This window comes from Rhizobium sp. WSM4643, from assembly GCF_025152745.1.
In the GTDB taxonomy this organism is placed as follows: Bacteria; Pseudomonadota; Alphaproteobacteria; order Rhizobiales; family Rhizobiaceae; genus Rhizobium; species Rhizobium leguminosarum_I.
Genome location: NZ_CP104040.1, coordinates 974,126 through 994,206, shown reverse-complemented (window position 1 = coordinate 994,206; position 20,081 = coordinate 974,126). Strand labels below are relative to the sequence as shown.

Genomic DNA, 20,081 nt, shown 5'->3' with positions numbered 1-20,081 from the left:
GCGGCTGGAAATTCAGGCCGCCACCCCATGGAAAAAGCGGATGCTCTGTTCGATCTCGGTCGGCAGCGCCGAGGTGTGGTTGCCGGCGACGGTTTCAGTCTCGATCTGAACGCCGGCGCCGCGGGCGCGGCGGGCAAGCAGATCGGCGCGATCGTTGAAATGCGGCTCCTCCGTACCGTGGACGACGCGGACCGGACATTTGAAGCTGTGGGCGTAGCATAGCGCCGAACGCACCTCGAATTCATGCGTATTGCTGTCGTCGAAGCGGATATCCTGCGGATAGCGGTTGAAGAAGCGGAAGGCGTCGGGGTTGCCCGAAATCGGCGCGGCGGCGCGGAATTTATGGGTAGTCATCGCCGTCAGCATGGTCAGCGTGCCGCCGATGCTGTGGCCGGCGATGAACAGGCGTTCGGGATCGACACCCGGCAGATGCGCCAGGCGTTCGGTGGCAGCGAGCACGTCGTCGACCTCGTCGTAAAAGCCGGAGAAATTGCCCATCTGGCCGTTTTCGCCGCGCAGCGACGGCATCATCACGACATAACCGGCATCCATATAGGGTTTCATCAGCTGCCAGTGGCCGACGCCCATGGCATTGCCGCCATGCAGGAAGAGCACGGCAGGCTTGGCGGCGCGCTCGCGCTTGTATTTCGAGACCCAGGCCGCCAGTTCCAGCTCGCCGTAACCGGAACGGTAGAAGATCTTGTCGGCGTCGGCAGGCGCATTCAGCGATTCGTATTTGTCGGGCGCCGGGCCCTTCTGCAACAGCTTGGTGCGGAAATGGTGGCGGACCTTGGCGTAGTCGTGCTTGGCAAGGCGCGGCTCATCCGGGACATCGAAAGCTGCCGCCATACGCGGCAGGACAAGTGCACCCGCAAGACCCGCCAGAACGGCACGGCGTTGATGGAAAAAGGAATTTTGTTCACGCGAGCTCATAACGCAGCATCCATCATTTCCCCGGCCATTCTAAATGCGCATGATGCCGTCCGAAAACTGCTTACACTTTTCGCCATCATGCTCTGGAAAATCTGCACCGGAAGATCGCTGCCGCCAATACACATCGTGTTGAAAATATTGCCCTGCGTCATTTTGCGCAGCATCACGCCGGCTTGGCCTCGATCATGGCGATCAGCGTGCGCAGCCGGTCTGCCTCGTAGGAGGGTTTGTCGGGGCGAAGGCGGGCGATACGGGGGAAGCGCATGGCGACCCCCGACTTGTGCCGGGTCGAGCGGTTGATGCCCTCAAAGGCCACTTCGACGACGAAGCCGAAATCCTTGTCGGCGCGCACGGCCCGCACCGGGCCGAAGCGCTCGGTGGTATTGTCACGCACGAACTTGTCGAGCACCTCGAGTTCGGCATCGGTGAAGCCGAAATAGGCCTTTCCCACCGGCACCAGCTGTTCGCCGTCCTGGTCATCGGCCCAGACGCCGAAGGTGAAATCGGAATAGTAACTCGAGCGCTTGCCGTGGCCGCGCTGGGCATACATCAGCACCGCATCGACATTATAGGGGTTACGCTTCCACTTGAACCAGGGACCCTTCATGCGGCCGGCCTGATAGACGCTGTCGCGGCGTTTGATCATCACCCCTTCGATGACCGGATCAGGCGGGGCGGCACGCAGAGCGTCGAGTTCTTCCCACGACGAGAACGGCACGAGCGGCGAGAGATCGAAACGGTCATGGGGGGCGCGATCGATGATCTCGGTCAGCCGATCGCGGCGATCGACATAGGTAAGACCGCGAATATCTTCCTCATCGTCGAAGAGCAGGTCATAGGCGCGGATGAAGGCGGGGTAATCGCCAAGCATCTTCGACGTCACCGTCTTGCGGTTCAGGCGCTGTTGCAGGTCGGAGAAGGTGCGGGTCGGGCTGTTGGAGCGGGCGGTGCCGCCGACCAGCAATTCGCCGTCGACGACACCGGAAAAATTGATCGCGTCGAGAACATCGGGAAAGGCGCCTGAAATGTCGTCGCCCGAGCGGGAATAGATCTTGCGCCTGTCGCCGGAGCGGGAGAGCTGGACGCGGATGCCGTCCCATTTCCATTCAGCGGCGTAGTCGGCCGGATCAAGGCCGGTAAGGTCGCCCTCCTCCACCGCATTGGCGAGCATGACGGAATGGAAGATCGCCGGTGTGGCCAGCACCGGTTTTTCGCCGCCACCTGCCAGCCATTCGAACAATGTCTGATAAGGCGGTTGCAGGCCATGCCAGAGGGTTTCGATCTCGGTGACGTCCTTATCGCCGAGATCGGCCAGCGCCTGCTTGGCAAGGCGGGCGGAAACGCCGATGCGCATGGCGCCGGTCGCCAGCTTGATGAAGGCGAAACGACCGGACGGATCCAGCCGGTCGAGTAGGTCGCGAACGAAGCTGCGCACTTCTGTGCGGCCGAGCGCATTCATGCCGGTAACGACCTCGCCGAGACGCGGCTGGGCGAACGCCGAACGGTCGATATCCCTTTCATTGTCCCAGACAAGCGAGATGGTTTCGGCGAGATCACCGACATAATCATAGGAATAGCGGAACAGCACCTCGTCCATGCGCTCGAGTACCAGCTCGCGCAGCATGGCGGGCTTGACGTTGCGCACCTCCAGCGTGCCGGCGATGGCGGCAAGGCCATAGCCGCGGTCGGGATCCGGCGTGTCGCGGAAATAGTCGGTCAGAAGCTTCAGCTTGCCGTTGCGGCTGGGGGTGAGCACCAGGCGGTCGAGGAGATCGGCAAAGGCTTTCATGGGTGCCTCCCGACTCTTGAGGAAGCCCCCTCCCCAATGGCGTATGGAAAAGGCCCCTCCCCAACCCCTCCCCACAAAGCGGAGGGACTAAGCTGTGGCACCGCCTCGCAAACCAACAAGCCGACCGCATGCTCGGCGCTGGAAGATGAATGCAGCGAGGGCCCCGCGTTAAGCCCCTCCCCCTTGTGGGGAGGGGTTGGGGAGGGGTTTTCAGCAAGAAACTCCATCCTCAATCGCCCTCGTCCTCATAACCCACCAGATGCAGCGGTTTCGCCCTGATGCCCTGCAATTGGCACCAGCGCACCAGGGCCTCCTCGCGGCCATGCGTCACCCAGACCTCGGCCGGGTGCAATTCCCGGATGGTTTCCGTCAGCTCCGGCCAGTCGCAATGATCGGATATGACGAGCGGCAGTTCGACGCCGAGCTGTTTGGCGCGCTGGCGCACCATCATCCAGCCGGAGGCGAAGGCCGGCAGCGGCTCGTTAAAGCGCCGGGCCCAGCGATCGGCGAAGGCCGATGACGGGCCGATGACGACCGCCCCCTTGAAGGCGGACTTGTCGCGGCTTTCGATCGTCGCCGGCAGCAGCTCGCCGAGATCGATGCCCTGCTCGATGTAATAGTCGCAGAGTTTTTCCATGGCGCCGTGGATATAGATCGGTTCGGCATAACCGGCATCGCGCAGCAGCCGGATGACGCGCTGGGCCTTGCCGAGCGCATAGGCGCCGACGAGATGGGTGCGCTCGGGAAATTGCCTGAGCGATGCCAGCAGCTTGGCCGTCTCCTCCATCGGATCGGGATGATGGAAGACCGGCAGGCCGAAAGTCGCCTCGGTGATGAAGACATCGCAGGCAACCGGCACATAGGCCGCGCAGGTCGGGTCGGGGCGGCGTTTGTAATCGCCGGAGACGACGATCCGGGTGCCGTTCTTCTCGATGGCGATCTGGGCGGAGCCGAGCACATGGCCGGCCGGATGAAAGCTCACCTTGACGCTGTTGACCAGCAGTTCCTCGCCGAAGGCGGCGGCCTGCTCGCTGGCGCAGAAACCATCGCCGTAACGCAGGCGCATGATGTCGAGCGTCTGGCGGGTCGCAAGCACGTTCACATGGCCCGGGCGGGCATGGTCCGAATGACCATGGGTGACGAGCGCCTGCTCGACTGGCCGCACCGGATCGACATAAAAGCCGCCTTCCGGGCAATAGAGCCCCTCCGGGGCGGGATAGAGCAGCGCATCAGGTCTCATGAAACGAGAGATAGCGGGAAATGGGCGCGAGGCCAGAGGGCGGGAAGAAGGGACTGGCGAATGCACCGGAAGCGATCACTGCGCAAGCTCGTCTCCGTCGTGACGTTGGTCGAAAACACTCGGACAGTACCGAGCATGGCCGCCTTTCCTGAAGACGGCCATGCTGACCCTCCGTGGCTGCGACAGAAGGCCGTTGCTCAGGCGATCGGCGTCATCAGCAGGCTCGTTCCGTCGTGGCCAACCAGCATGTCCAGCGAGCTACCTGCATGGACGTCGACCGGCTGCGGGAAAGTGTGAAGAACCTGGAGCCATCCTCCATCATGATAGCCGTCGGGGTGGTTATCGAAAACCACACCCTCGATCAGATCGACCTTCATCCACTGGACGACTCCGACGGCGGTGCCGTTTGCCTGCACAGGCACCGTTATCTTGCGCAGCGCTGCAGAATGTTTGCGGGCGGTGAGATCCACTGCAGCGATCTCGAAATCGTCCGAAAGCCTGGTCCACTCGGTCATCGTGCCGTGAACGGGCAGGCGCAAAGGGGCAAGCGCATTGAACTGCGACATGTCGAAGCCGGAGACGTCGCCGACATGGGCATAGTTGGAGAGCGTTTCGCTGGCAACCAGGCAGCCGATGGCGGAGGCGGCGCGTGGAATGACGATCGCGTCCTCGCGGACCAGCCGGGCGTGGGCGTCCTCGAAGGTTTTCAGCACGCCTTCAGCAAGGAGATCGCTCGAAAGAATCTCGGAAATCAGGATGTCGGCGCGGGCTTTCATCTCTCTGCCGACAGAAAGTTCGGTCGAGGACTTTTCGAAGATGTCGATCTGCTCGCGATAGCCATTGGCGGCGATGATCCTCTCCGCCGTCTGCGCTATGGCCGGCACACTCTCACAGGTCGCGATATTGGTGGCGCCGGCGCGCGCCGCCATCATCGACAACAGGCCGCTCCCCGCGCCGATATCGAGGATCTGCGCATCGGCTCCGCGCAGCTCTATGGCAAGGCGGATTGCCGCTTCAAAGGCATCGTTGCGTCGAGTGTCGTTCATCATGGCGATGTGCCAGAAGGGCACGATCAACGAGGAGATCCGTCTTATCTGATGCCGGGCATTGATATTGTCCGGCTGCAACCGCAGAACATGACGGAATTCCGCCAGCGCCTCCGGCTGCCGGCCGGAATCGGCCAGTGCGACGGCGAGGTTGTTGCGCACGAGAGGATTTTCCGGTGACAGGCCACGTGCCATCTCATAGCAGCCGACCGCTTCCGCCGACCGGCCGAGCTGACGCAGCAGCGCACCTTTTTCCATCAGGGCGACGAGATGGCCGGGATTGAGGCCGAGCAGCTTGTTCCAGTAGTAAAGAGCGGTTTCTGCATCACCTCTCTTTGCGACGACATTCGCCAGCAGCGGTAGGATGTCTATCGTACGATAGTCCTTGTGGAGGACTCGGACATAGGCTTTCTCGGCGCTTTCGAGATCGCCCGAGGCCTGAAAACTCATAGCGTCGCTCAGCGATTTTCGCGCGATGGAAACTCGCTCGTCAATATCGATACTGATCATTCCTGCTCCGTGGCCTTCTCAAGACAAGTGGAGGAGCCGCGGATCGAGCACACGCCATCGGGCCGCGCAACCTACCCATGCACAGGAAATCACCTGAGCGGGCGGCGGCTCGAAGGTCTTCGTGAGCGAACGACAAAACGAATCCTTCCTACAGGACCCTACGTTTGCCGTTCCGAAAAAGTTACTGAATTCTTATGAAATTGCGCTGCCGCGGCTCAACGCCGCAAGTCTTCATTTTTTCGTGTGCCGATGTCATCCAGGAAGGCGACCACCGCGGCGTTGAAATCAGCCGGCCGCTGCAGCGGCGCGAAATGGCCGACGCCTTTGAGATAGATTATCTCGGCGTTCGGAATGCTGCGGGCAAGATATTCGGCATGGTCGGGCTTGATGAATTCGTCGTGCTCGCCAAGCACGATCGCGACCGGCACGCGGATCAGGCCCAAGTCGGCGGCCTGATAGTTCGGCTCCGTCCGCATCATCAGGCTGACCGCCTCGACGAAGGCATTGAAATCGTCCGGAGTGGCGGACAATGCGGCATAATCCCTGGCATGACGGCTGAAGCAACGGTCGATGACCGGTATCGGCGCGAATTCCCGCGTGCCGCTCGGATCCATGTTGCAGGCGAAGAAAAAGACACCCTCGACACGGGACGGCGCCGTCATGGCGAGAATCAGAGCGATGCAGGCGCCGTCGCTCCAGCCGACGATCGCCGCCTTGTCGAGATGCAGCTCATCCATGACGGCGAGCACGTCTGAAGCCATCAGCTCATAAGTATAGGGACGGTCATCGCGGCTGCTTCTTCCATGGCCGCGGCTGTCGATCAGCACGACGCGGCGGCCGCTGCGCAAGAGTGCCGGGACTTGATAGCCCCAGTTGCCGCTGTTGCCGAGGCCACCATGCAGCAGGATGACAGGAGGGCCGGCGCCGTAACTTGCGTACCAGATACGGGCACCGTCATGCGCGACATGACCGTCGACCGCTGCCGGCGGCAACGGAGCGGCGCCGTGCGCTTCGAAATGGATGAGCTCGCCGTCGTCAAATTCCATAGCGATCAGTCTCATTGGCGTCGCAGCATAGAAAAACCGGAAAACAGCCCAAGAACAACCGGAATCGCTTTCTAGCACTTGCTCGTCGATACAACCAGAGGGGGATCAACTTTGGGCAGGAAGCTTTTCTATTGTGCGGCGGCAATCGCCGTCGCCGCGGCGGGCATCTACCTCAACAATACCAGCCTGCTGGCGCAACATCGGCCGGGAAAACCGGTGCTGCTTGCGCATCGCGGCATCGCACAGCGGTTCGACGAGACCGATCTCAAGAACGACACCTGCACGGCGAGCCGCATGCTGGCGCCGAAACACGGCTATCTCGAAAACACGCTTCCGTCGATGCAGGCAGGCTTTGCGGCCGGCGCCGATATCATCGAGATCGACGTGCATCCGACGACGGACGGGCAGTTCGCAGTTTTTCACGACTGGACGCTCGATTGCCGCACCGACGGCCATGGCGTCACCCGCGAGCATTCGATGGCTGACATGAAGAGGCTCGACATCGGCTATGGTTATACCGCCGATGACGGCAAGACTTTTCCCTTTCGCGGCCGGGGCGTCGGCATGATGCCAACCCTAGCCGAGGTACTCTCGACCTTTCCGGATCGGCGCTTCCTCATCAACGTCAAGAGCCGCGATCCCTCCGAGGGCAAAAAGCTCGCCACCGTGCTCAACGGGCTTTCCACTGAGCGGCGGGCCGAGATCATCGTCTATGGCGGTGACGAGCCGATCGACGTGCTCCGCCGGCTCGTGCCCGATATCAAGACCGCCTCGCGCAAGAGCCTGAAGGGCTGCCTCACCGGCTATATCGGCTATGGCTGGATCGGCCTGCTGCCGAACGAGTGCAAACATGCGATGATGCTGGTACCGATCAATATCGCGCCATGGCTCTGGGGCTGGCCGGATCGTTTTCTCAACCGGATGGCAGATGCCGGGACCGAGGTTTTCGTGCTCGGCCCCTATCGCGGCAGCGATTTTTCCACCGGCATCGACGACCCCGCGCAACTGGCGCGGCTGCCGCCAAACTATGCGGCGGGCATATGGACGAACGAGATCGAGGCGATCGGCAAGCTTGTAAAATAGAGCTCAGAGGCTCCGCGCCCGCAGCAATGCCGGGATCTCCTCCGGGGAGACCGGTTTAGAGAAGCGGAAGCCTTGCGCCTCTTCGCAGTGCGCCTGGCGCAGGAAATCCATCTGAGCGTCGGTCTCGACGCCTTCGGCGAGAACCGAGAGCTTCAGCGTCCGCGCCAGCGAGATGACTGCCGAGGCGATGGCGACGGCGGTTTTGTCACCCGGCAGCGCCTCGACCAGCGAGCGGTCCATTTTCAGGCGATCGAAGGGGAAGGTCTTCAGCGCCGCCAGACTGGAATAGCCGGAGCCGAAATCGTCGATCGACAGGCGGACGCCCAGCCCCCGCAGCGTTTCCATCATGGCGAGCGCGCGTTCGGCATCCTGCATCACCACGCTTTCGGTGACTTCAAGCTCCAGCCAGCGGGACTGCAGGCGGTGGCGCTCCAGCGCTTCAGTGACATGGGTTGCGAAATCCGGATCGGCGAACTGCTTGGCAGAGACGTTGACGGCGATCGTCAGCGGCGTCAGGCCCATGTCCTGCCAGAGGCGTGCCTGGCGGCAGGCCTCGTTCAGCACCCACAGACCGAGGGAAACGATAAGGCCGGTCTCTTCGGCAAGCGGTATGAAATTAACCGGCGGCACCCTGCCCTTTGCCGGATGGTTCCAGCGCACCAGCGCCTCCAGCCCGGTGATGCGGCCGGTGGAGACATCGACCTGCGGCTGGTATTGCAGGAACAACTGCTGGCCAGTGATCGCCTGGTGCAGCTCCCCCTGCTCGCCGAGTGGCATTCCCACAAGCGTGCCGCCGCCATCGTGATGTTGCAATGTATTGCGACCGAGCTCCTTGGCGCGGTACATGGCGCGGTCGGCATTGGCGAGAAGCTCTTCCGAGGTCGCTCCATCGAAGGGGAAGGCGGCAACGCCAATGCTGGAGGTGACGGTGATCTCGCCGTCCGCGCCGCGGATCGGCCGGTTGATCGCCTTTTGCAGATCGCGAAGGCGGCGCGTGATGCCGGCATCGTGGCTCGACTGATGGACCAGCACGACGAGGAATTCGTCGCCGCCGAGACGCACCACCATATCGGACGCCCTGACGCTGTTGGCCATGCGGGCGGCGATCTCTTTGAGAACCTCGTCGCCGGCGGCGTGGCCGCGGCCGTCGTTGATGTCCTTGAAATTGTCGAGATCGATATAGGCGACGGTCACCTTGCGGTTGTTGCGCCGGGCCTGGTCGAGAATGCTCGCCAGCCGTTCCTTCAGGAAAGCGCGGTTCGGCAGGCCCGTCAGATCGTCATGATGGGCCATGAAATGAATGCGGTCATCGACACGCTTGCGTTCGATGGCGATGCCGGCGATATGGGTGGCGAGCGCCACCAGCGTCATTTCTTGCTCGGTGGGACGGCGGACTTCCCTGGAATAGAGCGCAAACGTGCCGAGCACATTGTTCTGCGATGTGGCGATCGGCGTCGACCAGCAGGAGCGGAAGCCGAACGGCGCGATCAACGCGCGAAAATCCTCCCAGAGCGGATCGCTCATCACGTCGTCGACGATCACGGTCTGACCGCGCCACGCAGCGGTGCCGCAGGAGCCGACCTTGGGCCCGATCGTGACACCATCGATGAGGCGGCTGTAGCCGCCGGGGAGATTGGGAGAGGCACCGTGATAGAGCCTCGTGCCCTCGCCGTCGAGCAGCAGCACCGAGCCGTCAATCCCATCCAGCTGCGCCTCGATCATCAGTACGAGCGCCTCGAGGATCATCGGCAACGGCTCGTTGCGGGCGATCATTTCGAGCAGGCTCGCCTGGCCGCGATGCAGATCCTCCTGGCGCTTGCGTTCAGTGATATCACGGGAAACACCGATCAGACCAAGGATCTCGCCGCGATCGTTGCGCAGTGGTATCTTCGAGGTCAGTCGGCAAATCGGCCTTCTGCTGCCGGGAAGGACGTAGGATTCCTCCATGTCGATGCGGGCTTGGCCCGTCGCCATGATCTGCTGCTCGATGTCGAAATGGCGGCACGCCGTCTCGAAATCGAACAGGTCGAAATCGCGCTTGCCGGTGATCAGTGCAGCGCTCTCCAAGCCAAGGCTGCTGGCGGTGACGGCGTTGGCGAAGACGAAGCGGCTGTCACGATCCTTGACGTAGAGGAAATCCGGAAGTTCGTGGAGGATCGCCTTGAGGCGCAGGTTCTCGATGCCCTCGGAAAGCTGGTGGGCGGTCGATGCCATCATTGCCTCCGTCGCGGCGACGATGCGTCGCGTTTCGGCCGTCAGGGCATCGGTTGATTCCCATCGCCTGGCAGCCAATTCGTGCATGATGCCATTCCCCCTGCGGCCGAAGGCCGTTTCCCGCACTCGCCATAGAATTTCCCTTAAAAGTAGTCCTCATTTCCTTCGGCTTGCTTAAATGAAAGAGTGAACAAGAGGACAATAAAAGCGGCGAGATCCTGCTGTCAGCCTCGGTCATAAACGGCTATTTCATCGGCCTTTGCCCAGCTTGCGCCGAAAAAACACATGCCCGCCTGGCACGCTTCCTGCTACGGACGCGTTGTAACAAGAGATCCCGGGATGCCCTCACGCCGCGACATGCTTCTCTTTCTTGCCGCCTCGGCCGTTGCGGGAGCGGCATCGCGCGCGCTTGCCTCACCGCTGACGGCGACCGCTCAGCCCGATCTGCGCGGGGCAATCGACGGGGTGGAATATCGCGCCATTCCCGAAAGCGGCGACCGCAAGACCCGCAACCTGCAGCAGATGATCGAGCAGGCGGCGCGCGAGAACGTACCGGTCTTCCTGCCGCCCGGTACCTACCGGGTCTCCAATCTCACTTTGCCGGATAATACGCGTATCACTGGCGTGCCCGGCGCCTCCCGGATCGTCTATACCGGCGAAGGCCATCTGTTTGCGGCCGAGAACGTGCGGCGGATCGAGCTTTCCAATCTCGTCATCGACGGCGGCAACCGCTGGCTTGGCGACTATGCCGGCGGGCTGTTGCAATTTACCGGCGTCGACGAGGTGCTGATCGACAATTGCGAGATCGGCGGCAGCCGCAAGCACGGCCTGCAACTGGAGCGCTGCGGCGGGCGGATCGAGCGCAGCCGCATTTCGGGGGCCGGCCAATCCGGGCTTTACGCGGTGGACTCCACCACCCTCTCGGTCACCGGCAACACGGTCTCGGATTGCGGCAATGGCGGCATCCTCGTACATCGCTGGAAGAAGGCGGAGGACGGCACCGTTGTCTCCGGCAACCGCATAACCAACATCCGCGCCAATGATGGCGGCACCGGGCAAAACGGTAACGGCATCAACATCTTCCGCTCCGACGGGGTGATGGTGGCGAACAACCACATCTCCGACTGCGCCTTCACGGCGATCCGCGCCAATTCGGCCTCGGACATTCAGATCAGCAGCAACCAGTGCCGGCGTTCCGGCGAGACGGCGATCTATGTCGAATTCGCCTTCGAAGGCGCCGTCGTTTCCGCCAACATGATCGACGGGGCGGCAAACGGCATTTCGATCGCCAATTTCGACGAGGGTGGCCGGCTGGCGAGCGTCACCGGCAATGTCGTGCGCAACCTGACGCTGAAGGGACCTTACAAGCACGAAGTCGGTTTCGGCATCGGCATTGCGGCGGAGGCCGATACGCTGATTTCGGGAAATGTGATCGAAGGCGCGCCGCGCTGGGGCCTGCAGATCGGCTGGGGTCCGTATCTGCGCAACGTCGTTGTGACGGGCAACGTGGTGCGCAAGGCGCCTGTGGGATGCGCCGTCTCGGTCGCCGATGGCGCCGGGACCGCCGTCATCACCGATAATGTTTTCCAGGAGACCGCCGAAGGCGCGGTTTTAGGCTTTCAGTGGGAGAAGAAGGTCTCCGGCGAGATGGCGGGCGGCGGCTCGCCTTATGCGCAGCTGACCGTCGAGCGGAACCGCGTCTCGTAACAAACGCGTTTGCTTCCCCGAGTCATGAAAATGCGCTATCTCCTTGTTTTTGCGCCATTCCTGACACGAGCGCTTGCGCCGTGAGTGGTTCCTTCGCCCGCCCCTTGCTCCGTCATGCTCGGCCTTGTGCCGAGCATCCACGCCGTATCGATCAACCGCCACGGGCATGGATCCTCGGCACAAGGCCGAGGAAGACGGAACAAGGGGGCGCGTTTCCGCCACACTCTCCCCGGCCTACAGAAGCACCGACTGAGGTGCCTATCAGGCACTCACCTCTCCTCCGTCCTGTGAAAACCGCCGCCCGGTTGGCACAACCAGGCATTTTTCTATCGCAATTGTTTGGAGCATCAAAAGCTTTCATCATCCCATCAGCGGCAAGGACTTCTCCCAGCCTGATCCGGCATTTACGATCTCTTGGACACATCGAGGGGATACGTTTATGCTGACAATCTACGGAGTTTATCGCTCGCGCGCCTCCCGCGTCTATTGGATGGCGGAGGAGCTTGGGGTCGAATTCCGCTCGGTGCCGGTGCTGCAAGCACGGCGGCTGGCGGATCCGCTAGCGCCCGGGGCGCCGCTCAACACGCAGTCGTCGGAATTCATCGCCGTCAACCCGATGGCGCAGATCCCCAGCATTCGGGATGGCGATCTCGTCATGCACGAGTCGCTGGCGATCAATCTTTATCTCGCGCGTCGATATGGCGGACCGCTTTCCGGCCAAACCGTCGAGGAAGACGGATTGCTGACGATGTGGACGGTCTGGGCGGCTTCGCAGGTCGAGCCGCTTACGGTGAAGATCGTGCTGACCTATGATAACGGGCTCGAAAACAGCGAAGAGGGCAAGCAGACGATCGCGGTTTCCTGCCGCTCGCTGCGCAGGCCGCTGGCGGTTCTCGAAGGCCATCTTGCCGGCCGGCAATGGATCGTCGGCGACCGCTTCACCGTCGCCGATCTCAACCTCGCCGAGGTGTTGCGCTACGCCCAGACCGAGGAGGCGCTTTTCCAAACGCATCCGAATATCAAAGCCTGGATCGAGCGCTGCCAGTCCCGCCCGGCCTACAAGGAGATGCAGGCGACCCGCGGCAAGGAGCCGATCGAGGTTTGAGGGCTACTGGAAGAGCGTGAGCGTGCCGGCCATTTCCTCGCGGATCCAGGCCTTGAAATCCTTGACCTTCTTCGGTTCGCGCGTGCCTTCAGCAGTGACGAAGTAATGACCGAAGCCGGTCGGCGCGCGAATGCCGAAAGGGGCGGCGAGCCGGCCTTCAGCAAGAGCAAAGGCGGCAAGGGTCTGCCAGGCGAGCATGACGCCCTGGCCGGCGATCGCCGCATCGAGGCAGAGCGAGGCATCGTTGAAGACGTGACGGGTCGAAAGCGTAGCACCTGATAGTCCGACCTCACGCATCCAGACCTCCCAGGTGAACATGGCATGGCCATCGATGATGGCAGGCAGTTGAAGGATATCGGCGGGCTCTTTCAATGTCGCCGCCATCTCCGGGGAACAGACGGGAAAGACCTCCTGTGCCAGCAGCAGTTCGGCCTTCACGTCAGGCCATTTGCCGCTGCCGACGCGGATCCCGATATCGACGTCGCAAAGGGCCGGATTGACGAGATTGGTCGTCGCGTCCAGCCGCAGCTTGATGTCGGGATGACGCTCGGCGAAGCGATCGAGCCGATAGACGAGCCAGCGGGCGGCGAAAACCGGAGCCACCGAGATCGTCAGGATGGTATCGTCCCTGCGGCTCGCAATCGACACCGCCGCCGAAAGACGGGCGAACCCCTCGTCGAGCGCGAGCAGCACCGGCCGGCCGGCTTCGGTGGCGATCATGCCCCTGGCGGTGCGCTCGAAAATCACCTGACCGAGTTGGGCTTCGGCCTTGATGACCTGCTGGCTGACGGCGCCGACCGAGACGCCGAGTTCGTCGGCGGCGGCCTGGAGCGAGCCGAGACGACCGACGGCTTCCAGCGCGCGCAGGCCGTTGAGATGGACCATATTCAGGTTCTTCATATAGTTTTTCTATAGCGCCGCCGCATTAATCTCAATTGAAAATCTGCCTGTTGAGGCCGACATTGCAAGCATAGGCAGTCCATTCGAACATGCAGTCTGCGGGAGATGCGATGGTTCAGAGGGCGTTAGCCACTGCATATCTATTCCGCGCCACTGAGAAAGCGAGGCATACAATGTCGTTGCTGAAGTTTTTCTTGAGACCAGTTCTTCCTGTGGATAGCTCAGAAATTGCCCCGACCTGGAAGGATGATCCGCTCCGGCATCCCGAGGTCGAACGCATGTCGCTGCGCGAAATCGCCGATCTGCCGCTCGGGATGCCAGCCGGCTTTCCCAAAGAGGCCAAACCGCCGCTGGCGAAATGCGCCTGAAGATATGGTAGGTTCGCCCTGGCAGAAAGGGCGGAACCATGGCCTGTGATGTCGATGCGATCTTCGAACGTCTGAAGCGGCTGGCGGCGGAAGCCGGGTTGCCCGATGTCGAGGAGAGCACCTCCTATGGCAGTCCGGCACTGAAAGTCGGCGGCAAGAGCTTTGTCGCGGTGAAGAATGCCGAGACGATCGTGATCTCGATTTCGCTCGACGACAAGGATCACCTGCTGGAGATGGCGCCCGACGTCTATTTTCAAACCGATCATTATGTCGGCTGGCCGCATCTGCCGGTACGCGCCGCCGTGATCGGCGACGAGGAATTGCGGCTGCGGCTGGTCGGCGCCTGGCTGTTCCGGGCGCCGAAGAAGCTTGCCGCCGGATTTAAGGATCAGACCCGATCGTAGGCCAGCGCCCGCTGCACGGCGGGACGCTGCAGCATGCGGGCGTGATGGTCGCTTGCCTTTTCGAACCGGGCGGGATCGACGCCATCCGACGGCAGCCAGTCGGTCATCACGAAGAGATAGGGATCGGCGAGCGAATAGGCTTCGCCCATCACCCATGGGCCTTCAAACATGGTCTGCTCGATCAGCGTGAAACAATCGGCCATATTCCCAGGCACCTTGGACTTCATCGCCTCGATTGCCGCCGGCTCGTCGGCCCAGCGCGAGCCGCGCGGGCGATGGGCATGGTTCACATGCACGGTCGAGCAGATATAGCTGTTAAAGGACTGAAACCTGGCAAATTCGAAGGCATCGTCAAGCGGCGCCAGCTTGGCGGCCGGCGCGCTCTGGGCGATATAGGCCAGGATCGCCGGCGTTTCCGTCAGCACGCCATAATCGGTGACCAATGCCGGCACCCGGCCCTTCGGGTTGATCTTCAAATAGTCCGGCGAACGCTGCTCGCCATCGCGGAGGCTGATCTTCTTGACTTCGAAGGCCAGGCCGGATTCTTCCAGGGCAATAAGGCTTGCGAGTGCGCAGGTTCCCGGCGCGTAGTACACTGTCAGCATGGTTCTCGACTCCCTTTCGGCAAGGGTTATAGCGTAGGGGTCGGGGCGCCGGAACTGGGGAGATTGGGTTTTGATCGTCCTTGGCACACCAGGACAAATGGGGTGCGTTGAGCGCGAGCGAAGGGCAATGAATGGTGTGCCGTGTGGCCCCCTCATCCGCCTGCCGGCACCTTCTCCCCGCTGGGGAGAAGAGATTCGTGGCAGCACCTCACTTCCTCTGAAAGCGTCTGTTGCGGAAACGAGGGCAATCGGCTTGCTCCCTCTTCTCCCCAGCGGGGAGAAGGTGGCCCGAAGGGTCGGTTGAGGGGGTGAGCGGCAAAGCCGCGAATGCGCTGAGCGCAAGCGAAGGGCAAAGCGCGACGCCGCGAACCTGTCAGCCGCAGCCCGGCACGTCTTCGAGACTATGCCAGACCGGGATACCGCGTTCCCTGGCGATGCGGACGTCGTTGTCGGCCCCCTTGGAATCGCCGGGTAAGCGCAGCACACCCTCGCAGAGCTGCAGCAGCCGGCCGGCGACCGGGTGGAAGATCTCTTCGTAGAGCGCGTCGCCGACCGACCGGCCGCCGGCGGCGTGCCAGATCGGCAGCGCCACCCATTCGCCGATCATCGGCACATGGCCGGCCTCAAATAGCGCGTGCGAAGGCGCTTCCAGCCGCTTCAGGTTGGCGGCCATCTTTTCCGGGTCGTCGCCCGTTCCCGACCGATAGGGCCCGGCAATCAAAATCAACATGATCCACTCCTTCGCTCCGCTTCTGCGTGAGCACTCCCGGCCTCATGCACGGGATTTCGTGAAAATGCACGATATTTCTTGAATGTCGAGTCGCTTCGTGCAATATCGGGCTATTATGTTTGATTTCGTGCAGAGAACCGATGCTGACAACCCAACGCAAGACCCTCATCCTCGACATCCTGCGCCGTGACGGCCAGGTGATCGCCAAGCGCGTGGCCGAGGATTTCGCCCTTTCGGAGGACACGATCCGCCGGGACCTCAGGGAAATGGCGGCGGAGGGGCTGTTGAAACGGGTGCATGGCGGGGCGATGCCGCTGGTGCCTGATTTGCCTGACTTTACCGCACGGCGCAGTGTCTCGTCTGAGATCAAGGCGCGGCTCGGGGCAGCGGCGGCGGCGATGGTAAAGCCGGGCCAGATGATCTTCCTCGATGGCGGCACGACGACGGCGGAGATCGCCAGACACTTGCCGCGCGACATGCCGCTGACGGTTGCGACCCACAGCCCGACGATCGCCGCCGAGCTCGAACACCACCCGACGGCCGAGGTGATCCTCACCGGCGGACGGCTTTACAAACATTCGATGGTGGCAACGGGGGCAGCGGCTATGGCGGCGATCTCGCAGCTGCGCCCCGACCTCTTCTTCCTCGGGGTGACGGCCGCCCATCCAGTGCACGGGCTTTCCACCGGCGATTTCGAGGAAGCGGCGATCAAGCGGCACATCGCCCGCTGCGCGGCCGAAACGCATGTGCTGCTGACCGAGGAGAAGTTCGACCTCGTCTCGCCCTGCCCGGTGCTTGGCATTTCCGAGGTGGCGGGGCTGATCGTGCCGGCGGAGATGACGGCCGAACAGCTGAAACCCTATCGCGATCTCAACGGCGCAACCGCCGCAGTATGATGGTGCTGCGGGAGGGCTGCGGACCCGCAGCATGCGGCAGGAGGCTTGCGGCAAGGGCCGCGATGAAGGTTGCCAATACCGCATAAGCCGGCGCCATGTTGCCGGTTCCAAAGGTCAGCAGCGTCTGCAGATATGGCTGCGCCAGCGCGATGACGTCGGAAAGTGCCGGCAAGTCGAGCAGCGTCCCGGCGATCCGCGACAGTTCCGGCATGAAGGCCACGCCGGCAAGCGTTCCATACACAGCCGTCAGGCGGAGTGTGAGGCGCAACGGCACCGAGGCTGCAAGCGGCAGTATGTCGCCATCCTCGAGCGCAAACATGAGATAGGTGACAAAGGCCGCCAGAAACAGAAAGGCGACCGGCAGCGCCGCCAGCGTGGCGGGTTGCGTCAGGGCCGCCGCATCCGCTGCAACGAAGAGCAGGATCGGCGTGGAGGCGACGAACCACACGGCGACGATCGGCCCCCAGAACCAGATGAGCGAGAGCGTGTGAAGACGGAGCAGCGTCGCCATGAAGAGTATGCCGATCGCAGCCCAGATGCAGGCGGGTTTGAGCACGCCCGATATCAGCCGGAGAACCGGCTCGCAGGTGCCGGCCATATCGCCGCAGCCGGACAGTTGGATCGTGAGCCAGGTGATATAATCGAGGCTCAACGTGGCGAACATGAAGATGCCGATGCCTACCAGCATCCACCAGAGATAGCGGCCTGCAAACATGCCCTGCCCCCATGGCTTCCAGGACTGTGCTCACGTCGCCGCGAAAGGGTGCATCCGCGATCGCAGGACGTACCCTTTTATATTAGGTAATTCTTATTTTTCTAATAACTTATATATTCCAGCTCGCACTCACCCGACCAAGGCGGAGGTGACCCTGACATCGCCGACATGGATGCCGTTCCAATTGCGCATCGGCGTCGCGGCATAGGCCATCAGGCCCGCATGCACCTCATCGTCCGTCTCGAAGAAACGGGCGAGTGTCGCCGCCACCATGGCTTCGGCGGCGCGGGTCATGCCATCCTCGCATTTGAGCGCAATGGCAATGCCCTTTTCCGGGATCGCGGCGCAGAAGACGCCTTCGGCACCTGTCTTGCAGAAGATACGGCCGGGGGCGATCTGCATCAGCGCCGTGCAGGCGCGGCCGGACCCCGCGACATAGAAGGGCTCGGCCATACAGGCCTCGATCAGCCGGCGGGATGCCTTGGCGCGCAAGGGTTCCAGACCAATGCCAGTCGTCATTTTGGCAAAACCGTGGGCAAGGCTGCGCAGCGGCACGGCATAGGTCGGGATAGAACAGCCGTCGGTGCCGCAGCTATCGGCGCCAAGCGCGGCGCCTGTCAGGCTTTCCATCGCCGCGCGGATCTCGACCTGCAGCGGGTGCTGATAGCCAACGTAACCCTTCGGATCGAGGTCCTGATGGCAGCAGGCGCAGATGAAACCGGCATGTTTTCCCGAGCAATTGTTGTGCAGCGCGGTCGGCGCCTCGAGCGTCCGGGCCTGCTGGATCAGGATCTTCTGGCTCATCGACCAGTGGGCGCCGCATTCCAGCGCTTGGGCATCGCGACCCGCGCGCGTCAGCATGGAGTGGGCCAGCGCCACATGCTCGTCCTCGCCATTATGCGAGGCGCAGGCCAGCGCCAATTCCTTGTCACCGAAGCCATAGGCATCGGCCGCACCACTCTCGACCAGCGGCAGCGCCTGCATCGCCTTGCAGGACGAACGCGGGAAGATGGCGGCCTCGATGTCGCCCAGCGAGAAGACAAGCTTGCCGTCGCCATCGACCACAGCCACCGCGCCGCGATGACGACTTTCGACGAGCAGGCCGCGAGTGACTTCGACGGTGACGGGATTGGTCATGAGCTTTTATCCGGATGCTGGCGGGAAGAGGCAGCCATAACGCGTCACGCGGGGAAAGCCAACGGGGTCGACGTTTTGCAAGGCTTAGGCGCATGCGCGAGTGCCCGCCAGATGGAGCACCGGGTCGATATGAGGCTGGACGTCACCCGACTCTCCGTCATCCTCGGCCTTGTGCCGAGGATCCATGCCCGGTGCTGATGGATGCCAGCGTAGATCCTCGGGTCAAGCCCGAGGATGACGGAGGGTGGGGTGAGCCTCGCTGCGAGCTCGTTCGGCAATCACATCGTCCAAATATTCATCACATAAATTGACCGAAGCGATCGGAAACTATCGTTTCTCTGATAGGTCAGATGCAGCTAAGAGTGGTGCATCAGGAATCATCCCCATGTCATCCACCTTTTCCTTGATCCTTCGCGATAACAGGATCCGTATTCCGACCGTGACACTCGTCGCGCTCGCCTTCACCTATGCGTCGACCGCGCCCTACCAGTCGATCATCGGGATCAATGAACTCGGCTTGAGCAATGGCGCCTATTCGGCGCTGGTGTTCTTCTCGGCAATCGTCAACGTCACGACGAGCCTGACGCTCGGCATCTGGTCGGACAGGCTGAAAGAGCGCCGGCCACTGGTGCTCGGGCTTTCCGTCGCCGGCATGCTCGGCTTCGGGTCGATCGCGATCTTTCATAGCCCCGTGATCTTCATCTTCTCGACGCTGTTGCTGGTGCCGATGAGCAATTCTACCTATTCGCTGCTGTTCGCCAGCCTGCGCGCCAGGACCAACCAGATGGACCGCGGCCAGGGGGCGGCGATCACCGCAACGGTGCGGGCACTCTTTTCCGGCTCATGGGCGCTGGCGCCGGGGTTGATCGGCCTCTATCTCGTCAGTTCGCCGTCGATGACGCCGGCCTATGGGATAGCGGCATTGGCAAGCTGCACCTGCTTCTGCCTGTATTTTTTCTTCGCACCCGGAAATGGCTCAGGCGGCCCTGCCCCCGATCCAGCCGGCTTCTTTGCTTCGCTAAAGCGGATTTTCGTGCCGCATGTGCTATCGCGCGTCATCGTCATGGCGATGCTGTTCGGGCTGCAGCGGCTGAACAGCATGCTCCTGCCGCTGATCATCACCCATGCGGCCGGCGGCACCGTGGTCGATGTCGGCTTCATGGCCGGCTTGACCGCCTTGCTCGAAATGCCGTTCATGATGGCGTGGGGCTTTGCGCAGCGCCGCTTCCGAACGGTGCATGTGCTCGCCTTCGGCGCGTTGATCTATTGCGTCTATCTGCTGCTGCTCGGTTTTGCTTCCGCGCCCTGGCACATCTATGCACTCCTCCTCTTCAATGCCTGCGGGGCGGCAGCGATCCTCAGCGTGCCGATCACCTATCTGCAGGACCTGATCGCGGACCGGCCGGGGCTTGGAACCTCGCTGATCTCGCTGAACACGTTCATTGGGGTTGGCATCAGCGCCGGCCTCTTCGCCTTCGGCACGGCAATCACCGATTATTCCGGCACCGCCTTCGTCGGCGCGGCCGCGGGTCTCGCATCGATTGGAGTGCTGCTCTATCTCGAAAGCAGCCGCCGGCAGGCGCGGCAGCTGGCGTGAAGCGCAAGCCGCTTGCGAGCGATACGGTCTCGCGGCGGGGAGGTGTTCCGCGGCGC

Annotated in this window: 19 protein-coding genes; 7 read left to right on the top strand and 12 right to left on the bottom strand. The window is 62.3% G+C overall.

The features are described from left to right. Positions 1-12: 12 nt before the first annotated feature. The 6 genes from N1937_RS05110 to N1937_RS05085 all read right to left on the bottom strand — a co-directional run bounded on the left by N1937_RS05110 (position 13) and on the right by N1937_RS05085 (position 6,564). The gene (locus N1937_RS05110) at positions 13-933 is read right to left on the bottom strand and encodes an alpha/beta hydrolase family protein (protein WP_260057728.1); all 921 of its coding nucleotides are present in this window, start codon (positions 931-933) and stop codon (positions 13-15) included. Next, positions 930-1,100: a hypothetical protein gene (locus N1937_RS05105; RefSeq protein WP_260059104.1), complete on the bottom strand. Its 171-nt coding sequence runs from the start codon at positions 1,098-1,100 to the stop codon at positions 930-932. Before N1937_RS05105 ends, N1937_RS05110 begins: the two co-directional genes overlap by 4 nt. After that, entirely contained in the window at positions 1,097-2,722 is a 1,626-nt protein-coding gene (locus tag N1937_RS05100; protein ID WP_017963453.1) for a cisplatin damage response ATP-dependent DNA ligase, read from the bottom strand. Before N1937_RS05100 ends, N1937_RS05105 begins: the two co-directional genes overlap by 4 nt. Positions 2,723-2,951: 229 nt before the next feature. Further along, entirely contained in the window at positions 2,952-3,962 is a 1,011-nt protein-coding gene (locus N1937_RS05095; RefSeq protein ID WP_260057727.1) for a ligase-associated DNA damage response exonuclease, read from the bottom strand. Positions 3,963-4,159: 197 nt separating this feature from the next. Next, positions 4,160-5,518: a tetratricopeptide repeat protein gene (locus tag N1937_RS05090; RefSeq protein ID WP_222295992.1), complete on the bottom strand. Its 1,359-nt coding sequence runs from the start codon at positions 5,516-5,518 to the stop codon at positions 4,160-4,162. A 215-nt stretch (positions 5,519-5,733) separates the two neighbouring features. Continuing rightward, positions 5,734-6,564: an alpha/beta fold hydrolase gene (locus N1937_RS05085; RefSeq protein ID WP_260057724.1), complete on the bottom strand. Its 831-nt coding sequence runs from the start codon at positions 6,562-6,564 to the stop codon at positions 5,734-5,736. A 111-nt stretch (positions 6,565-6,675) separates the two neighbouring features. Between N1937_RS05085 and N1937_RS05080 the strand changes: the two genes are divergently transcribed. After that, positions 6,676-7,647 carry a glycerophosphodiester phosphodiesterase family protein gene (locus N1937_RS05080; RefSeq protein WP_260057722.1) on the top strand — a complete coding sequence of 324 codons (972 nt, stop codon included), beginning with the start codon at positions 6,676-6,678 and terminating at the stop codon, positions 7,645-7,647. Between the two features lie 3 nt (positions 7,648-7,650). Here N1937_RS05080 and N1937_RS05075 read toward each other — a convergent pair whose 3' ends face one another. Beyond that, positions 7,651-9,948 (bottom strand): sensor domain-containing protein, encoded by a 2,298-nt coding sequence (locus N1937_RS05075; protein WP_260057719.1) that lies wholly within the window; start codon positions 9,946-9,948, stop codon positions 7,651-7,653. Positions 9,949-10,200: 252 nt separating this feature from the next. Here N1937_RS05075 and N1937_RS05070 point away from each other — a divergent pair, with 252 nt between their 5' ends. Then, entirely contained in the window at positions 10,201-11,568 is a 1,368-nt protein-coding gene (locus N1937_RS05070; RefSeq protein WP_260057717.1) for a TIGR03808 family TAT-translocated repetitive protein, read from the top strand. Between the two features lie 439 nt (positions 11,569-12,007). Further along, a complete protein-coding gene (locus tag N1937_RS05065) occupies positions 12,008-12,673 on the top strand; it encodes a glutathione S-transferase family protein (protein ID WP_222386150.1) in 666 nt (221 codons plus the stop codon). A gap of 3 nt (positions 12,674-12,676) precedes the next feature. On the opposite strand, the gene N1937_RS05060 is transcribed toward N1937_RS05065, so the two are convergent. Beyond that, on the bottom strand, positions 12,677-13,573 hold the full coding sequence (locus tag N1937_RS05060; protein WP_170279089.1) for a LysR substrate-binding domain-containing protein: 897 nt from the start codon (positions 13,571-13,573) through the stop codon (positions 12,677-12,679). 173 nt (positions 13,574-13,746) lie between these two features. Here N1937_RS05060 and N1937_RS05055 point away from each other — a divergent pair, with 173 nt between their 5' ends. Beyond that, entirely contained in the window at positions 13,747-13,941 is a 195-nt protein-coding gene (locus N1937_RS05055; RefSeq protein ID WP_162119594.1) for a hypothetical protein, read from the top strand. 38 nt (positions 13,942-13,979) lie between these two features. Then, on the top strand, positions 13,980-14,345 hold the full coding sequence (locus tag N1937_RS05050; protein ID WP_222386148.1) for an MmcQ/YjbR family DNA-binding protein: 366 nt from the start codon (positions 13,980-13,982) through the stop codon (positions 14,343-14,345). Here the strand turns inward: N1937_RS05050 and N1937_RS05045 are convergent. Both N1937_RS05045 and N1937_RS05040 read right to left on the bottom strand, forming a co-directional pair. Continuing rightward, positions 14,330-14,950 (bottom strand): glutathione S-transferase family protein, encoded by a 621-nt coding sequence (locus tag N1937_RS05045; RefSeq protein WP_260057715.1) that lies wholly within the window; start codon positions 14,948-14,950, stop codon positions 14,330-14,332. The genes N1937_RS05050 and N1937_RS05045 overlap by 16 nt on opposite strands. Before the next feature lie 373 nt (positions 14,951-15,323). Continuing rightward, a complete protein-coding gene (locus N1937_RS05040; protein ID WP_260057713.1) occupies positions 15,324-15,680 on the bottom strand; it encodes a DUF4406 domain-containing protein in 357 nt (118 codons plus the stop codon). 140 nt (positions 15,681-15,820) lie between these two features. Here N1937_RS05040 and N1937_RS05035 point away from each other — a divergent pair, with 140 nt between their 5' ends. Further along, positions 15,821-16,576 carry a DeoR/GlpR family DNA-binding transcription regulator gene (locus N1937_RS05035; protein WP_260057712.1) on the top strand — a complete coding sequence of 252 codons (756 nt, stop codon included), beginning with the start codon at positions 15,821-15,823 and terminating at the stop codon, positions 16,574-16,576. On the opposite strand, the gene N1937_RS05030 is transcribed toward N1937_RS05035, so the two are convergent. Both N1937_RS05030 and N1937_RS05025 read right to left on the bottom strand, forming a co-directional pair. Continuing rightward, entirely contained in the window at positions 16,551-17,291 is a 741-nt protein-coding gene (locus N1937_RS05030) for a hypothetical protein (protein WP_260057711.1), read from the bottom strand. The two genes, N1937_RS05035 and N1937_RS05030, sit on opposite strands and share 26 nt — an antisense overlap. Positions 17,292-17,420: 129 nt before the next feature. After that, positions 17,421-18,428: an asparaginase gene (locus tag N1937_RS05025; RefSeq protein ID WP_260057709.1), complete on the bottom strand. Its 1,008-nt coding sequence runs from the start codon at positions 18,426-18,428 to the stop codon at positions 17,421-17,423. A gap of 385 nt (positions 18,429-18,813) precedes the next feature. On the opposite strand from N1937_RS05025, the gene N1937_RS05020 reads away from it, so the two are divergent. After that, entirely contained in the window at positions 18,814-20,025 is a 1,212-nt protein-coding gene (locus tag N1937_RS05020; protein ID WP_170280332.1) for an MFS transporter, read from the top strand. The last annotated feature ends 56 nt before the right edge of the window (positions 20,026-20,081 follow it).

Bases quoted from the DNA above. Each gene is read 5' to 3' on its own strand.
- N1937_RS05050 (WP_222386148.1), top strand. From the start codon at position 13,980: ATGGCCTGTGATGTCGATGCGATCTTCGAACGTCTGAAGCGGCTGGCG.
- N1937_RS05045 (WP_260057715.1), bottom strand. From the start codon at position 14,950: ATGCTGACAGTGTACTACGCGCCGGGAACCTGCGCACTCGCAAGCCTT.
- N1937_RS05095 (WP_260057727.1), bottom strand. From the start codon at position 3,962: ATGAGACCTGATGCGCTGCTCTATCCCGCCCCGGAGGGGCTCTATTGC.
- N1937_RS05055 (WP_162119594.1), top strand. From the start codon at position 13,747: ATGTCGTTGCTGAAGTTTTTCTTGAGACCAGTTCTTCCTGTGGATAGC.
- N1937_RS05035 (WP_260057712.1), top strand. From the start codon at position 15,821: ATGCTGACAACCCAACGCAAGACCCTCATCCTCGACATCCTGCGCCGT.
- N1937_RS05025 (WP_260057709.1), bottom strand. From the start codon at position 18,428: ATGACCAATCCCGTCACCGTCGAAGTCACTCGCGGCCTGCTCGTCGAA.
- N1937_RS05030 (WP_260057711.1), bottom strand. From the start codon at position 17,291: ATGTTTGCAGGCCGCTATCTCTGGTGGATGCTGGTAGGCATCGGCATC.
- N1937_RS05060 (WP_170279089.1), bottom strand. From the start codon at position 13,573: ATGAAGAACCTGAATATGGTCCATCTCAACGGCCTGCGCGCGCTGGAA.
- N1937_RS05085 (WP_260057724.1), bottom strand. From the start codon at position 6,564: ATGGAATTTGACGACGGCGAGCTCATCCATTTCGAAGCGCACGGCGCC.
- N1937_RS05090 (WP_222295992.1), bottom strand. From the start codon at position 5,518: ATGATCAGTATCGATATTGACGAGCGAGTTTCCATCGCGCGAAAATCG.
- N1937_RS05020 (WP_170280332.1), top strand. From the start codon at position 18,814: ATGTCATCCACCTTTTCCTTGATCCTTCGCGATAACAGGATCCGTATT.
- N1937_RS05100 (WP_017963453.1), bottom strand. From the start codon at position 2,722: ATGAAAGCCTTTGCCGATCTCCTCGACCGCCTGGTGCTCACCCCCAGC.
- N1937_RS05065 (WP_222386150.1), top strand. From the start codon at position 12,008: ATGCTGACAATCTACGGAGTTTATCGCTCGCGCGCCTCCCGCGTCTAT.
- N1937_RS05110 (WP_260057728.1), bottom strand. From the start codon at position 933: ATGAGCTCGCGTGAACAAAATTCCTTTTTCCATCAACGCCGTGCCGTT.
- N1937_RS05070 (WP_260057717.1), top strand. From the start codon at position 10,201: ATGCCCTCACGCCGCGACATGCTTCTCTTTCTTGCCGCCTCGGCCGTT.
- N1937_RS05075 (WP_260057719.1), bottom strand. From the start codon at position 9,948: ATGCACGAATTGGCTGCCAGGCGATGGGAATCAACCGATGCCCTGACG.
- N1937_RS05040 (WP_260057713.1), bottom strand. From the start codon at position 15,680: ATGTTGATTTTGATTGCCGGGCCCTATCGGTCGGGAACGGGCGACGAC.